This window comes from Wolbachia endosymbiont (group A) of Ophion costatus (genome assembly GCF_963969245.1).
Classification (GTDB): domain Bacteria; phylum Pseudomonadota; class Alphaproteobacteria; order Rickettsiales; family Anaplasmataceae; genus Wolbachia; species Wolbachia pipientis.
In genome coordinates this window covers 294,878-310,208 of the sequence record NZ_OZ017714.1, presented here as the reverse complement: position 1 = coordinate 310,208, position 15,331 = coordinate 294,878, and the positions used below count along the sequence as shown (strand labels likewise).

The window sequence follows — 15,331 nt, the reverse complement described above, 5'->3', positions numbered from 1 at the left end:
TTTTATTATTTATTTTTTAAATTGTACTCATCTTGCGTATACAAGTGAAGAGAAATTGCATGTATTAGCTCTATCTCACCCTTCAATAACTCATAAATCAACTTGTGTCTTTTTAGAACGCTCATTCCAATAAAGCCGTCAGATATTAATATTAATTTAATGTGCGAAGGTAATGTTGAAGATGAAGCAAAATAATGATCAGCATGCTTTGCTGATTCATCGATAATGTTGATATCAATTACATCTATCGAATCGCGTATCTTTTCTTCTATTGTTTTAATAATATCCATAATGGTTTCTTTAAGCAACAATATGCTCTTCTTGTCATCCCAGTATCAGCTACTTGGATGACAATCGCAATTACTTATTCTCTTCTTTATTATCTATGTCTTGATAATCAGAATCTACTACTTTTTCCTCTTTATCATTTGGATTTCCTTCTGATGAAAAGCCATTTTCAGCACTATTTTGTTGAGATGCTTGATACATAGCTTCTCCAAGTTTCATAGATAATTGAGAAAGATTAGTGACTTTCTGCTGTATTGAATCAGCGTCATCAATGTTATCAGATTTACTAACTTCTTTTAATTCGTTAACTGCATTTTCAATAGCAGATCTATCTTCTGGTGAAACTTTATCACCATACTCTGTCAGAGACTTTTCTGTAGAATGGACTAAGCTATCCGCTTGATTCTTCACTTCAATAAACTTTTTGCGCTTTTCATCTTCTTGCGCTTTTTCTTCAGCTTCTTTTACCATGCGATTTATTTCATCATCAGATAAACCACCTGAAGATTGAATGCGTATTTTTTGCTCTTTTCCAGTAGCTTTATCTTTTGCAGAAACGTGTGCTATTCCATTTGCATCTATATCAAATGTCACTTCAATTTGTGGCCTTCCGCGCGGAGCAGGAGGTATCCCTTCCAAACTAAACTGACCGAGTAGCTTATTATCAACTGCCAGTTTTCTTTCACCCTGATGCACCTTAATTGTAACAGCTGTTTGGTTATCTTCTGCAGTTGAAAACACCTGAGATTTTTTAGTAGGAATTGTAGTATTACGCTCAATAAGTGGAGTGAATACTCCTCCTAGAGTTTCAATACCAAGAGAAAGTGGGGTCACATCAAGTAGTAACACATCTCTTACATCACCTTGAATGATCCCCGCCTGTATTGCAGCTCCAATTGCTACAACTTCATCAGGGTTAACTCCTCTATGTGGATCTTTGCCAAAGAATTCTTTAACTTTCTCTATGACTTTTGGCATACGAGTCATGCCACCAACAAGAACCACTTCGCCAATTTGACTAGCAGATAAACCAGCATCCTCAAGAGCTTTTTTACAAGGAGCCATAGTTCTTTCGATTAAATCATTCACTAAGCTTTCAAGTTTTGCTCTCGTTAATTTCATATTTAAGTGTTTTGGACCACTTGCATCAGCTGTAATAAACGGTAGATTTATTTCCGTTTCCATTGCACTTGATAATTCAATTTTCGCTTTTTCAGCAGCTTCTTTGATTCTTTGCATAGCCATTGGATCATTTTTCAAATCAATGCCATTACTTTTCTTGAATTCATCTAGTAAATAACTCACTACTCCATTATCAAAGTCTTCACCTCCAAGATGGGTATCACCGTTTGTTGCTTTCACTTCGAAAACTCCATCACCTATTTCAAGTATTGAAACGTCAAATGTACCACCACCAAGGTCATATACTACTATTGTGTGCCCATGTTTCTTATCAAGACCATAAGCAAGTGCTGCAGCAGTCGGTTCATTTACTATTCTGAGTACATTTAATCCGGCAATTTTTCCTGCATCTTTTGTTGCTTGACGTTGAGAGTCGTTGAAGTATGCTGGCACTGTTATCACAGCATCTTTTACTTCCTCTCCAAGATAAGCTTCTGCTGCCTCTTTCATGTTTTGTAGTATAAATGCACCAATTTGACTAGGAGAATATTCTTTATTATCAGTTGTTTCAACCCATGCATCACCACTTTTTGCTGCAAATACTTTGTATGGTACACTTAGATTTTTCATCTCAGGATCACTATATTGACGGCCTATTAATCTCTTAGTAGCAAAAAAGGTATTACTTGCATTGGTGGTTGCTTGCCTTTTTGCTGGAGCACCAATCAACCTTTCTCCTGAAGAAGTAAATGCAACTATAGATGGAGTAGTTCTTGCTCCTTCTTTATTCTCTATTACCTTTGTATCTTTGCCCTGCATTATTGCAACACAAGAATTTGTTGTTCCGAGATCTATGCCTATTGCTCTTCCCATAATGAGTACCCCATTGTAAATATTATCTGATATAAGAATATATAAGTATAGGGCTCATTAATTACAAGCCCAATTTAGGTTTCTAATTAGTTATTAGAACTTAAAAGGCGCGAAAGCCACTTAGTCAGCCAAAAATTGCCTCGTAGTTTATTTGAATTATCAGCTTCTTCATTGCTGCTATCCCCAATTTGGTATCCAGAGTTCTGTAATGGCTTATAACCGTTTAAATTAACATCATCTCCTTGTTTTAAAATAAATGTATTTACATCTAAACTGTTATCAATACTAACGTTCAATGTAATATTAAACTCTTTTTCGATTGTAGAAACTGTATTGCGTTTGTTATTAAAAATGTGCGCTATAACTGCACTGTGTGCTACTAAATCAAAAGACTTATTTCGATTCTTGTTAGCAATATGTTGTAAGTCCCTTAGTATTGATGAAACAATTACTTCGTTTGATTTTATTCTTCCAGTACCTTTGCAGTGTAAACATTCTGTAGTATTAATTTCTTGTATATTTGGTTTAATTCTTTGTCTTGAAAATACCATTAAACCAAAGTCATTTATGTAGCTAAATTGAACTTTAGCTTTATCGTCTTTAAACGCTTGCTTTATAGCAGACTCAACAGCTCTGCAATACTGATATTTCAACATATCAATAAAATCGACTACTATTAATCCTGATAGGCCCCTAAGATTCACCTGTCTTGATATTTCAGGTACTGCTTCCATGTTGGTTCTATAAGCTGTTTCTTCTATGCTATCTTCTCCTGTCATCTTTCCTGAATTTACGTCTATTGAAACAAACGCCTCAGTTAAAGTTATTATCAAAGACCCACCAGATGGCAATTCTACTCTATTGCTATATAACTCAGAAATTTGATCTTCGATTCCGTAGTAAGTAAAGATCGGAGCATAACCTCTATACAATCTATAGCGCAACTTACTACCTTTTAGTGCATTGTTAGCATATTGCTTAACTGCTTCAAAAGATTCCTTTCCAGACACTATAACTTCTATACCATCGCTACAAAAATCACGAACAGATCTCATAATTACATCTGCTTCGTTGTAAATTAATGATGGAGCATTTACAGAGAAGGCATTTTTTTGAATGCTCTGCCATAATGAGGATAAGTAATTGTAATCTTGCTCAATTTCTTTCTTACTTTTTCCTGAACCAACAGTTCTTACTATTAAACCTGATCTTTTTGGCAAGTTTATTAAATTTAGTATATCCTTTAACTGCTTTCTGACATTAGCATCTTCAATTCTGCGGGACACTCCACCTTTGCTCATGGAATTTGGCATGAAAACACAGTATCTACCCACTAAAGTTATGTATGTTGTAAATGAAGCTCCTTTATTGCCTCGTTCCTCTTTAGTTAGCTGAACCAATATTTTTTGATTTACTGAAATAACATCTTGTAATTTGTATTTTTTATATAAAGGTACCTCTCTTACAAAACCACTACCTGATTCGTTGACATTCTTACTAGCTGCAGAATCTGAAGAAACATTTGCTGAGGCTTCTTCTATACAATCGTCATTTGAGTAGCCCTCAAAGATAGTTTCCTTTTCTTTTTCTGGAATGTTGAAGTAATCTAGAGATATCTCGGAAAAAGACAAAAAACCTTGCTTATTTTTTCCATATTCAATAAATACGGCTTGCAAAGAAGGCTCTATACGCTTTATATAAGCAACGTATATATTACCTCTTAATTGTTTTTTTTCCTTGAATTCTTGTTCAAATTCTACAACCTTGTTATTAATTGACAAGGCAACTCTTACCTCATTAGAACAGATAGAATTTTCTATCAATAATACCCTTTTACCACTATTTATCACTTATTTACCGTTTGCTTTTTATTCTGAAGTTAACTTTATGCTACTTAATGCACTGTTGATTGTCAAGGATTTTGCAATCTGCATTATTCGATTGACTTTTAGTATTTTGCGTAATAAACTCGCATAGAATTTATTATATCATTATAAGTATGGCGAAAAAAAATGCTTCTTTGCTTGTTAAGTTAGTCAGCACTGCAATCAAGACAACAAGAGCTGGTGAAGAAAAATCAACAGGCTATTTTTATGTAAAAAAGCGTAATCCAAAAAAGCTCACCAGAAAACTGGAGTTTAGAAAGTATGACCCAGTAGTCAGAAGGCATGTGCTATTTAAAGAAGAAAAATTAAAGTAGTTTTTTTATAGGAAAGTTTATTATTATGCAAAATTTACAATTAAGTTATCCTGTAATAATAGAGTTGGACAATGTAAAGGATACAAAACTGAAATTAATAAAGGTCATTGCACAATTAATAGGTAAGAGATACACAACACAGAAAAAAGCAGCAAACGCTCTAAAGATTGATCAGCCTAAAGTATCTCAAATCAATAGGTCAAAAATCGAAGGGTTCTCCTTAGAATACTTGCTTAACTTATTGATTGTATTGGGCCAAGACATAAACGTAAGAATAAAGCATAATTCTAAACCTGCACAATATGTAAAGGACAAATAAATGCAGAACAATAAAACAGTAAGCTAAAAGGGAACTTATTACTCAACAAAACAAGACTTAAAATTTTGTGCAATGTTATTGATTATAGCTAGATATGCATCTTTTCCAGGCTCTATGTCTGATCCAATAGGATCAAGAACTACCATTTTTGCGTCATTAGAAAGAGCATTAGGCTTTATGCTGTCTTCCTGTGAATGAGCAAATATACATTTAACGTTTTCTTCCTTCATTATCTTTTTTAGCTTCATTAAACTCCTCATACCTATGTAAGAATCCTCTTCTATGGAAAGAATGGCGCTTGGGTGATTTAAACCAAAATATTTTTCAAAATATTGATAAGCATCGTGAGTGACGATATATTTTTGATTTTTAAAATCATTCAGTTCTTTCATGATTTCTTTTACTTCTTGGTCTATTTTTTTTATAGCTTTTGTTGCATTAGAGTTGTATCGATGGGAATTTTCTTTATCTATGTTAGACAATGTTGCACTTACAGAAAGTATCATGCTCTTTGCATTTTCGGGACTCAGCCAAATGTGTAAATCTTTTTCATCTTTAATGTGAGTAATTTTTCTAGAAAATGAATGTGGCCGAGTAGGAAGTAGGTTGATTGCCTTTGACAATTGCACTAGTTCTTTATTATTTTTGGCGAAAGTTTGAACAAACGTCTCTAAGTTATCGTCAACATAAAATATAACGTCACTTGATTCTAAATTACTCGCATCAGATGGCTTTAATATATAATTATGCGCAGATGTTGCATAGCCAAGCAATTCCGGTTCTAAAATCCCTTCTGTAATAGAAGCTACAAGTGAGTGGATAGGTTTGATTGTAGCTACAACTTTTAAATTGGATGAAAAGGCGATATTATAGTATAGTGTAAATGAAAGTAATAGAAAAAAAGTCAGTAAATGTCTCATATAAACGTTGAGAAGAAGTTAAATTTTGTCAATAAATTGAATAATGTCAATAATCGTGTTCTAAAAATAGAAAATCTTGCTCTCACATATGATGGTAAAAGAATCCTTGACAATATCAATATGTTCATGGAAAGAGGAGACATAATTACAATACTTGGTCCAAATGGTGGAGGTAAAACCTCTTTAGTGAAAGCAATTGCTGGCATAAATAAAAGCTGTACCGGTAATATCGTATTTGCTGACAACATAAAAATTGGCTATATGCCGCAAAATTTTAGTATTAGTAATTTGATGCCAATAACAGTTGAATATTTCCTTTTAAATAGCTCCTTGAAAAGACTAAAGAAAAATCAATCCATTATTACAGAAACGATAGAGTTGGTTGGTATCGGTAACATTTTGAAGAATCAAGTGTTAGAAATTTCTGCAGGGCAAACACAATTATTGCTACTTGCACGTTGTTTAATTGCAGAGCCTGACTTGATCATTCTAGATGAACCAGTTAGTGCAATGGATATTAACGCGCGGGCTAAATTTTATGATATTATAAATAAAATAGCAAAAAAACGATTGGTATCGATTCTTATGACTTCTCATGATCTTAACTCTGCTCTACCATCCTCAGATTACATAATTTGTATAAATAATACTATCTATTGCCAAGGCAAGCCTGATGAGATTATGAAAAATAGAACCCTAAATGAAATATTTAGCAGTTACGCAGCGAAATGATTCAAAATATTTTGCGTCTTCTGCACATAACTACGGTGCTGACGCGTTACAATATATTACCTTATTTACTTCCACCATCAAAAAAATCAATAAATAAAATACAAGGCCACAAGCTAAAGTGTGCTCTTGAAAAATTAGGTCCGGTGTTCATTAAGTTTGGGCAGTCTATCTCATCACGTACTGATGTTTTAAATGAAGATATAACAAATAACTTGTTATTGATATGTGATAGATTGCCATCATTTTCACATAAAATAGCAGTTAAAACTATAGAAAGTGAGTTTAATTGTAAATTGAGCGACATTTTTTCAAGCTTTTCTGAAAAGCCAATTGCAGCAGCATCGATTTCTCAGGTGCATAGAGCGGTTACAACTGAGGGTAAGGAAGTTGCTGTGAAGGTTTTAAGGCCAAATATTGAGAAAACATTCTCAAGAGATATAAAAATGCTTTCTTGGCTTGCAGAAATTGCAGAAAAATTTAGCGAACAATCAAAAAGGCTGAGGCCAATTGAATTAGTTAAAACTTTTGCTGAAATTTGCCGATTAGAGTTAGATCTACGTTTTGAAGCTGCTCACTCTTCGGAACTAAAGAAAAACACAAAAAATGACAGAGGTTTTTATGTACCTGAAATAGATTGGAATAGAACTGCAAAAAAGGTTTTAACATTAGAATGGATAGAAGCAACGCCAATATACGAAGTTGAAAAACTGAATAATCATAAGCAAATAGCTATCAATCTTATAGAATCGTTTTGTAATCAGGTATACAGGGATTGTTTTTTTCATGCTGATATGCATCCTGGAAATCTAATGGTTGATAGTAATAACAATATTATTGCTCTGGATTGTGGAATCATGGGTAGAATAGATCGTGAGACATGCTATTACGTTATAGAGATACTCAAAGGCTTTTTAAATCGGGATTATGATCACGTTGCAAAAATGCACTTTAAAGCTGGTTACGTTTCATCACAGCATAGAAATTTTGTCACAGCTTGCAGGGCAATAGGTGAACCCATTATTGGGCAGCCTATACAGAAGATTTCATTTGCTAGTTTACTTGCTCAGCTATTAAAAATAACTGGTGATTTTGATATGAAAGTTCAAACACAATTGTTATTGCTGCAGAAAACTATGATTTTACTGGAAGGGACATGTAGAAAGATCTACCCAGAAATCAATATGTGGAAAGTAGTTGAAGCGTGGATAAGCAGTCAACATGAAAGTAAAATAGGGTATAGGGAAAAAATTAGAAGTTCTTATCCTGTAAAAACAATCCAAGGGATATTTAGCCTTATAGAAAAATTAAACCTAATAGCTGATAAAAAATTAGAAAACATCCAAATTAAAAATAAATCAAATGGAAAAGTCTATTTTTTATTGTGGTTTGTAATTATAATTCTAATCGTTAAACTTTTAATTTCTTAAACTATGGGAAAAAACTGCGTCAAATCCAATTTTTATTCAACTTAATTTTTAATCTGCAGGAGCCGAGTTGAGAATGTCCAATTTTCCACTTTCTTTATGTATCTGTTCAGCAGAGTGGCAAAATAAGGTAGACGAGAAAAGACAACTATAGGAACAAATGGGTGTCATGCCAGTGCGTGACACTGGCCTCTTGTTTCAATGTTAAACAAAATACCATAGAATTCAAAAAGACAATTCCTAGAAAATTTCTACATCTAAAAAAGGCATAAGTTATGTTAATGCTGTTTGAATGAGATGATATAAAGATAAGCCAAATTTTTACAAAGAAAACATTTCAAGCAGCAAGACACCTTTGATTGAAAGAGAGCACCAAATTTATGGGGTGAGTAACTGTGCTATTTCAACTATAGTATTTTCTAAAACGAATGATAAACGTCTAAAATGGTATTACCAACTAAAAGGTGTAAGTCTGTACATTGATGCATTAGAGGTCTGAGGCAACTTTTGATGGTGTGCCAACAATGCTCTATCGGATTTAGATCAGGTGAATATGTTGGAAGATAAAGCAAATGACAGCCAAAAGACTCTATTAATGACTTTGTTTTGGGAGTTTTATGGAATGTAGCATTATCCATAACTATGGTTGTATCACGCTGTAATTGTGGAAGTAATCTTCGCTCTAACCATACATTAAATATATCTTTATTACACCCTCCTGTGAAGGTCATTGGTGCAATAAACTTCTCATCCACCTATTATACTCACTCTTTCCCGCTTTTTTCCTGGAACATCAGCATATATTTTTTCTCCTCTTGGAGCTCGTGCATATTCTCGGTATAGTCTATTATCAACTCCTGCTTCATCTATATATAAAATGCTACAGTGGTCTATTTTTGAGACTTTATCGATAAATTGCTGCCTATCTTCTTGATTGCGCTCTTGATAGAATGTGACTTTTTTTAAAGGTTATTTTTAGCTGTCTTAATCTATAACAAATTGCACTTATCCCAAAGCCAAGGTTTTGTTTCATTTCTGCTAGTGTGTGATCTGGGTGTTTTTTGACATATTCTTTGAGTATTTCTGGATCTATTTTTCGAATAAAACCAGTACTTTTTACCGCTTTGAGACCTTGGCCAGTAGCTTTCTTTTTTAGCCATCTATATAGTGTTGCTATCCCTATCTCAAAAACCTCTGCAACTTCAACCTTTGACTTTCCTTTTTCTACCAAAGACACTGCTTTTTCCCTTAAATCTACACTATATACCATCGCTTTCCCTACTTTAAAAAAACATATTATACCTTTATCATTCGCTTTCGAAAATACTATAGTTAGCGGAATGACGGTTTTTCAAATTGTCGGTAAATCTAAGTCAGTTTAGCTATAATTTCCTAAATTTGCTCACAATCTCTTGACTTGACACATATGTTTTTTTCCCAAATGTTACTATCTTCCTCCTTTTCCTTTCTCAATTTGTGCAACCATTTCCTTTACATTTGCATGCGTGAGAAGGGAATTTTTGCTGACATGAGATTTTGGATCAGATTTTGCTGTTACGTGTTTCGTTGCAGATCTTTTATTCTCTGTTAGAAATGAATGAGATTGTTTTTTCTTCACACCGATATCCGCTTGTGCTGCTGGAGTGGTTTTGCTTTCAGCAAGCTGTACATTAGCATTTCCTTTTGCTTGATTTTGCTCAAATTTTTCTTTTAATGCCTTTACTTTACTGCCCATCTCGCGATTAGCTCCTCCTTTCATAGTAGCTGCTGCTACTTTTGGTATCGCCTTACCAGCAGCTTTTTGTGCTGATTTCCTATTGTCTTGATTTTCAGATTTTAGTGGTACTCTTTCAGCTGATTTTTTAAGAATTACTCCTACTACTTTTGGCTCTGTGCTTACTTTTTGATTAGCACGGCTTAGATTTTTAGGCTTTGGCGGTACTGCAGGTTTATCTTTGATTACCACTTTCGATTCTTGTCTAACTTCTTGACCAGTAGTAAACATTTTTTTTGGCACTTGCGGTGGTTTTGGTGGTACGAGGGATTGAGGTTGTTGTTTCTGCTTACGTTCTCTTTTTGCTTCTATATGTTCTTTAGGAACTGTTGCATAAATTGGCTCTTCTTTGGGCGATTTTGAACTCTGCGAATTTTCTATTAAAATTTTACTCTTCTTCTCTTGATAATTTGATATCTCTTTGTATACAGACTCTTCATTTAATGAACTTCCATAGCCTGAATCTTCTCTCTGCTCATATAAAGGATTTTCCTTTTGCTTTTTCTCTTGATAATTTGATATGTCTTCATATTCAGACCCCTGATCTAATGAACTTTCATAGCCTGAATCCTCAGAAGGATTTTCCTTAGCATCAGGCATACTAAAACTATTAGCTCCTTTTAGTAAAGAAGATGTAGACTTTGCCTTGCTTTCTCCATCTGAGGATATTTCTGATTTAAAGCGTACCTTCCTCGAATCTGGAGCAGCCGGAGGTGCTGTTGTTGGTCGCTTTATTTGCCTCATGCGATTACCACCTAATTTTTCTTTCGGCTGTTCTTCTTTTCGCAGCTCAAAAGTACCTTCCTTTTGCTTTCTACCTTCCAAACTCACTTCGTGTGATCTATCTTTTCCTTGACTCTTTTCACTTTGTTCTAAATTTAAAGAATCTTTTAAAATATTATTTTTTCTGAAATCTTTTTCTAATTGTTCCAAGAGATCAATTTTTTTTAAAATTCTTGTATACTTAGCTGCTGTTTCTAAAGTGAAACTTGACAACTCATCATTTATAAAATTACTTATACTACTGTTCTTGGTTGGAAAATTTTTTCCCAAAATTCTATTCATTAATGTTTTAAAAAGACCTAATGGCTGTTCTACATAATTGTTCAAGTCAGTATATATAACAAACTCAGCTATACCTTTTGCCTCACCTGTAAAACCTTCTAATGCATGAGATAAATCCCTTAACGTTTTGTTATATTGTTTCTCTGCATTTCCTAGCTTTACAGCTTTGATCAGAGAATCGAGATTTTTTTTATAGTTCTCACTTTTAAATGGATTATTCATACTAATTACAGCTCATTATTTATTAAAATATAGATCTAAAATATTAAGATCTAGTAAATGTTACTTTTGTAATTCATGTAGAACTATAGCTATAATAAGTAAGATTTCCCTACGTCATACCGCCGCGGTATCTCCAGATACCGCTAACAACTTACTATTACCAACAAATATGAGGTTCGTGAGCAAGTCGCCATCCTTCTGCTAAATCAAAGAGACGTTTATATCCTTTCCAAAGAGTAATTGGTCCTGGTTTTGGGTCGCTTTTTCTTGCTAAATGACCTCCAAGTTCACGAAACGGCTTCTTTTATAGTAGGGGCTATATTTGGACATGGTTTCCTGTGTATTTTAACATATAAAACTTTCCATTCTTCCTCAGCTAATAAGGCAGTACATGGTAATGTTGGGTTAGTTCTTGCAATTGATGTAATAAAGAAAATTCTCCAAGCAATAATCCTCATGACTGTTAAATACCTCATTAATCTTTCTGCTGTTCCAAGTCTACATTCCTCAACTTTGAGACCGGATTTAAAATTTTATGTAATATCTCTATTTTCCATCTAAGGCAATTGTAAGTTAAAAACGTGATATAAAAGAGATAAGAGAGAAAGATAACCCTGCTCACTAGGAATAGCGGGCGTGCGCGACCGAAAGGAAATTGGTATTACAACCGTTGGTATCAAGGTACGCTAGCCCTATCTCTCGATACGTTTGAATAGTTGCTTGGGACATATATATGCACCCGTTTACAATCTTAAATTAACTAAAACTATCGAGGTTTATTATGGTTACATCTTATCAAAATTTTATTGGCATTGACATCGGAAAATTTAAAAATGTCGTTGCAATTCACAAACAGAAGAATGCTGTCGAATTTGATAATAATGCTTCTGGTTGGCAACAATTATTTCAAGAGTTTTCAGATATTCTACCTAATGCTTTAGTGACTTTAGAAAATACAGGGAAATATGAGCTTGGCTTATCACATTTTCTTACCGACAAAAATATTGCCGTGCATCGAGCTAATACTCGTAAAGTAAAAAGCTTTATTTTATCTCACGGAACTTTAGCAAAGTCTGATAGATCAGATGCAAGAGCTCTTGCTCAATATGGATTTGAACGCCATAGAACTATCTCTCTATTTGTACCTACCTCTACAGAACAATCAACTTTGGCTGCACTTTGTCAACGTCGTGATGATATTACGCAAATGAGAACTCAAGAAAAATGCAGACTTGAAGCACCGGAAAATGATCATATAAAAGAAAGCTGTCAAAAGACCATTGAGTTTTTCGATAGTCAAATAAACGAACTCAATGATACTATACAAAAGATTATTGATGAAAGCCGCGAATTACAACAACGCCAAAAAATTCTTAAAACAGTTCCTGGAATAGGTAAAAAGTTATCACAAGATTTTTTGTGTTTAATGCCAGAGCTTGGTTACTTAAATAGAAAAGAAGTAGCAAGTCTTGCCGGAGTTGCACCGCATCCAAAAGAAAGTGGTAAAGCTGTTGGTTACCGAAGGATTACAGGTGGTAGAAGTAACGTTCGTTCAAAGCTGTTTACAGCCGCTATGGCTGCTACAAGGTCAAAATCTATACTTGGCGCCTTTTATTCTAAGCTTGTTGAAAGTGGTAAGAAGAAGATGGTGGCTATAACAGCCCTAATGCGTAAAATTATAGTAATTGCTAATACAAGACTTAAAGAAGCAATTAATTTGCATACTTAAAAATCTTCACAACGGTAACTGAAATTGGCTAATGAATATGTGCGTCCACACAGACTTAAAGCACATATTCATTAGCTTAAGCAGAAATTGCTGTGGTAGCTGTTTGATATAAAATTCTATTTCTATGACAAACGGGTTTTTATTGCCCATATAATTTGCAAAATTACACAAATAAAAAAATTTTTAAAAAACATAGTTGATATCAACTAATTTTTTCAACAGCTTCATCGAAAGTATTAACTGAAAGATTCGTTAATAGCATCCATTCTAGCGGTTTTTTTTTAAGGGAAGGGGAGTTTTCTCAACAACATAAACTGCATAAAGTGGTAATTTAGGTAGTTCTTCCGTCTTATGCCTAATATTATTCTTAGATGGATTCATCATAAACTTTCCAAATCTAACTTCCAAACGTGCTGTTCTTTTTGGCTTATTATCTTTTACAGGAACTTCAACTTCTACCGTACCTGCACAATGAGAGGATTTAATAAATGCCCATAACTTCTGCTCACCTTTTTCAGGATATCGAGATTTTCTATTTACTGCTCTATCTCTGCATGCTCTAACTAGCACTGCCGAATTAAGACTATGTGCAAGCTCAAAAAAGTCATATATATCTGCTTCTCTATCGCATACAGTTATAGTCTCAGTTTGAGTTGGATCAATAATATTATTTGTTTTTCTTAAAGTTTCCAACCACTTTACGCTTTCTTTATCTTCAATGCGATCGCTCTTTTTTTTAAGGTTCTCATTTTCTTCAGGTCTTGAATAAACTTTTTGATCTAGTATCCCTAGTACCAAACCTTCTATACTAACGGCAAGATCTGTATGCATTATAATACCTTTTGCAGTATCATAACTGGACAAATTTGCTAATCCGCTTGTTTTTTTATGGTTATTATATACAATGTAACTGGTATCTTGAATGACAAGAACCCTCTTGTGAGCTTTTGTTCTCTCAACTGTTTTATCAATGTGTGAAGCTAGAATATCGACTTCTTTTACGTTCTCATTTTAAAAAAAACGATATGCTGCTTTTGCTTCTGACCAACTTCCGCATGCCTCATTAATTGAGCTTTCAGGTAAACTTATCAAACTGTCAGCAATATTTACTAATCGGTCAGTTAATCTTTTATCTCCAAGTACAGCATCTCCAAATTCATTTTTAGCCCATTCATTACTCTCGTTTGCCATTTTTATACCCTCAATATTTGCAAACTCTAATATTGTAATACTTTATTTATAAGTACATTTATATTTGTGGGTAATAGTAAGGAATGACACCGTCTTGGATGGAAACCAGTGTCAGCTACTTTCATGACACCATCACAAGGTGAAACTGGATCCCAGATACTGTCTCTGCTGTCAAACAAATTATCCAACAAAATTACAATTAAATGGTTGATTATTTTTAAGAATACCAAAAAAGACATGCATTAATTTTCGCATTAACGCAAGAACTATGACTTTTGGACATTTGCCTTTACTTGCTAGACGCTGACAAAACTTTTGAAAATGATTATTATGGTTTTTGACTACTATAGCTGGCATATAAAGAGCTTTTCGAATACGCTCAGATCCTATTTTGCATATGCAACTTCTCTTACTTACTGACGATCCCGATTGATAATGTCCTGGATTTAGACCAGCAAAAGCTGTAAATTGTTTAGCATTGTCAAAGTTATCAACTGATGGCATTTCTGCGACAACAGCAACAGCAGTAAGATATCCTATACCTTTTATAGTCTTAAGGTTTTCCACCATATTTTTTAGATGTGGATAGTTATTTATATGCTCATTAATTTCTTTTTCGAGAACAATAATTTGCTCCTCTATTGCCAAAATTACTTTAGATATAGCTTCTTTGCAACTGGAATGCATATTTTTGTTTTCCAAGCGATTTGTCTGTTGCACCTTATCATCTTTTAGCGATTGCATGCAACGGTAAAGCTCCCTCAAATGCCTCATTTCAGGTGCAATGGGCTTCCAAAGAGCAGGTTTGTTGGCGATACAAAATCTAGCTATCATAGCTGCATCTGATTTATCTGTCTTATTTCTGAGCAGCTCACTTTTGCCAAAAGCTTTGATTTGGGCTGGGTTTACTATACTGACATTATGTCCTAAATCGTGCATAAAAGTAGCCAAATCTTCTCCATACCAACTAGTTGCTTCAAGACATAAATGAGTAAGATTTGCTCCATGGCCATTGCACCAAACTACAAGTTTTGCAAAACCATCTTGATTATTTTGAAAGACTTTGTGTCGTTTTTTACTGTCCACTAACAAACAAACATCAAATTTCTTTTTTGAAATATCCACACCCAAAATAGCATTTACTTGCATAAAATTGCCTCCAAGACTATAAATAAACTGAGAGTTTAGACTAACCTTGTAATACGGGATATAATTCCAAAAGATACTGTTCAGTCTTTAACTCTATGGGAGGGAAGCAAAATCTGGCTTAATGGCATTAGTGTCGCATCAGCTTCACCCTCCCTGTGAGGTATTTTAGCTCTAATGCCTCACATCATAAAGATACAAGTGTCTGGGCACTGGGATGACAAGAAGAGAGCACTGGAATGACAGGAGAAGGGGGGCTACTACCGTCATAAAGGAACCAGTGTCAGCTACTCGGATGATACCTCTTTCTACTTAATTTGGGTTAT

At 34.1% G+C, this 15,331-nt stretch carries 13 protein-coding genes and 2 pseudogenes; 5 read left to right on the top strand and 10 right to left on the bottom strand.

Annotated elements, in window-relative coordinates; translation table 11 throughout:
• Positions 1 to 5: 5 nt before the first annotated feature.
• From AACH21_RS01620 to AACH21_RS01610, 3 genes are all read right to left on the bottom strand, one after another.
• A complete protein-coding gene (locus AACH21_RS01620) occupies positions 6 to 290 on the bottom strand; it encodes a BolA family protein (RefSeq protein WP_077188332.1) in 285 nt (94 codons plus the stop codon).
• Positions 291 to 360: 70 nt separating this feature from the next.
• Positions 361 to 2,283, bottom strand: coding sequence for a molecular chaperone DnaK (gene dnaK, locus AACH21_RS01615; RefSeq protein WP_338482642.1), 1,923 nt, complete (start codon positions 2,281 to 2,283; stop codon positions 361 to 363).
• Positions 2,284 to 2,369: 86 nt separating this feature from the next.
• Positions 2,370 to 4,133 (bottom strand): Rne/Rng family ribonuclease, encoded by a 1,764-nt coding sequence (locus AACH21_RS01610; protein WP_338482641.1) that lies wholly within the window; start codon positions 4,131 to 4,133, stop codon positions 2,370 to 2,372.
• A 149-nt stretch (positions 4,134 to 4,282) separates the two neighbouring features.
• Here AACH21_RS01610 and rpmG point away from each other — a divergent pair, with 149 nt between their 5' ends.
• Together rpmG and AACH21_RS01600 are read left to right on the top strand one after the other, a co-directional pair.
• Entirely contained in the window at positions 4,283 to 4,483 is a 201-nt protein-coding gene (gene rpmG, locus AACH21_RS01605; RefSeq protein WP_006279743.1) for a 50S ribosomal protein L33, read from the top strand.
• A gap of 25 nt (positions 4,484 to 4,508) precedes the next feature.
• Entirely contained in the window at positions 4,509 to 4,802 is a 294-nt protein-coding gene (locus AACH21_RS01600) for a helix-turn-helix domain-containing protein (protein WP_338482639.1), read from the top strand.
• 38 nt (positions 4,803 to 4,840) lie between these two features.
• Here the strand turns inward: AACH21_RS01600 and AACH21_RS01595 are convergent, their stop codons facing one another.
• The gene (locus tag AACH21_RS01595) at positions 4,841 to 5,722 is read right to left on the bottom strand and encodes a zinc ABC transporter substrate-binding protein (protein ID WP_012673303.1); all 882 of its coding nucleotides are present in this window, start codon (positions 5,720 to 5,722) and stop codon (positions 4,841 to 4,843) included.
• On the opposite strand from AACH21_RS01595, the gene AACH21_RS01590 reads away from it, so the two are divergent.
• Both AACH21_RS01590 and ubiB read left to right on the top strand, forming a co-directional pair.
• Positions 5,714 to 6,454 (top strand): metal ABC transporter ATP-binding protein, encoded by a 741-nt coding sequence (locus AACH21_RS01590; protein ID WP_006279528.1) that lies wholly within the window; start codon positions 5,714 to 5,716, stop codon positions 6,452 to 6,454. The two genes, AACH21_RS01595 and AACH21_RS01590, sit on opposite strands and share 9 nt — an antisense overlap.
• A complete protein-coding gene (ubiB, locus tag AACH21_RS01585; protein ID WP_236514429.1) occupies positions 6,451 to 7,881 on the top strand; it encodes a 2-polyprenylphenol 6-hydroxylase in 1,431 nt (476 codons plus the stop codon). The genes AACH21_RS01590 and ubiB overlap by 4 nt, the downstream gene beginning before the upstream one ends.
• Before the next feature lie 416 nt (positions 7,882 to 8,297).
• Here ubiB and AACH21_RS01580 read toward each other — a convergent pair whose 3' ends face one another.
• The 4 genes and pseudogenes from AACH21_RS01580 to AACH21_RS01565 all read right to left on the bottom strand — a co-directional run.
• Entirely contained in the window at positions 8,298 to 8,633 is a 336-nt protein-coding gene (locus tag AACH21_RS01580) for a transposase (protein ID WP_049973597.1), read from the bottom strand.
• A 167-nt stretch (positions 8,634 to 8,800) separates the two neighbouring features.
• On the bottom strand, positions 8,801 to 9,148 hold the full coding sequence (locus tag AACH21_RS01575; protein ID WP_338482638.1) for an IS630 transposase-related protein: 348 nt from the start codon (positions 9,146 to 9,148) through the stop codon (positions 8,801 to 8,803).
• Between the two features lie 177 nt (positions 9,149 to 9,325).
• Positions 9,326 to 10,939, bottom strand: a complete 1,614-nt coding sequence (locus tag AACH21_RS01570; protein WP_338482637.1) for a hypothetical protein — start codon at positions 10,937 to 10,939, stop codon at positions 9,326 to 9,328.
• Between the two features lie 157 nt (positions 10,940 to 11,096).
• A pseudogene (locus AACH21_RS01565) lies at positions 11,097 to 11,504 on the bottom strand (IS4 family transposase); the annotation flags it as partial.
• A gap of 216 nt (positions 11,505 to 11,720) precedes the next feature.
• Between AACH21_RS01565 and AACH21_RS01560 the strand changes: the two are divergent.
• The gene (locus AACH21_RS01560) at positions 11,721 to 12,668 is read left to right on the top strand and encodes an IS110 family transposase (protein WP_209472550.1); all 948 of its coding nucleotides are present in this window, start codon (positions 11,721 to 11,723) and stop codon (positions 12,666 to 12,668) included.
• A 208-nt stretch (positions 12,669 to 12,876) separates the two neighbouring features.
• Here AACH21_RS01560 and AACH21_RS01555 read toward each other — a convergent pair.
• Together AACH21_RS01555 and AACH21_RS01550 are read right to left on the bottom strand one after the other, a co-directional pair.
• Positions 12,877 to 13,859 (bottom strand): annotated as a pseudogene (locus AACH21_RS01555) (IS4 family transposase); the annotation flags it as partial.
• Between the two features lie 180 nt (positions 13,860 to 14,039).
• Positions 14,040 to 15,008 carry an IS110 family transposase gene (locus AACH21_RS01550; protein WP_236514440.1) on the bottom strand — a complete coding sequence of 323 codons (969 nt, stop codon included), beginning with the start codon at positions 15,006 to 15,008 and terminating at the stop codon, positions 14,040 to 14,042.
• Positions 15,009 to 15,331: the final 323 nt, after the last annotated feature.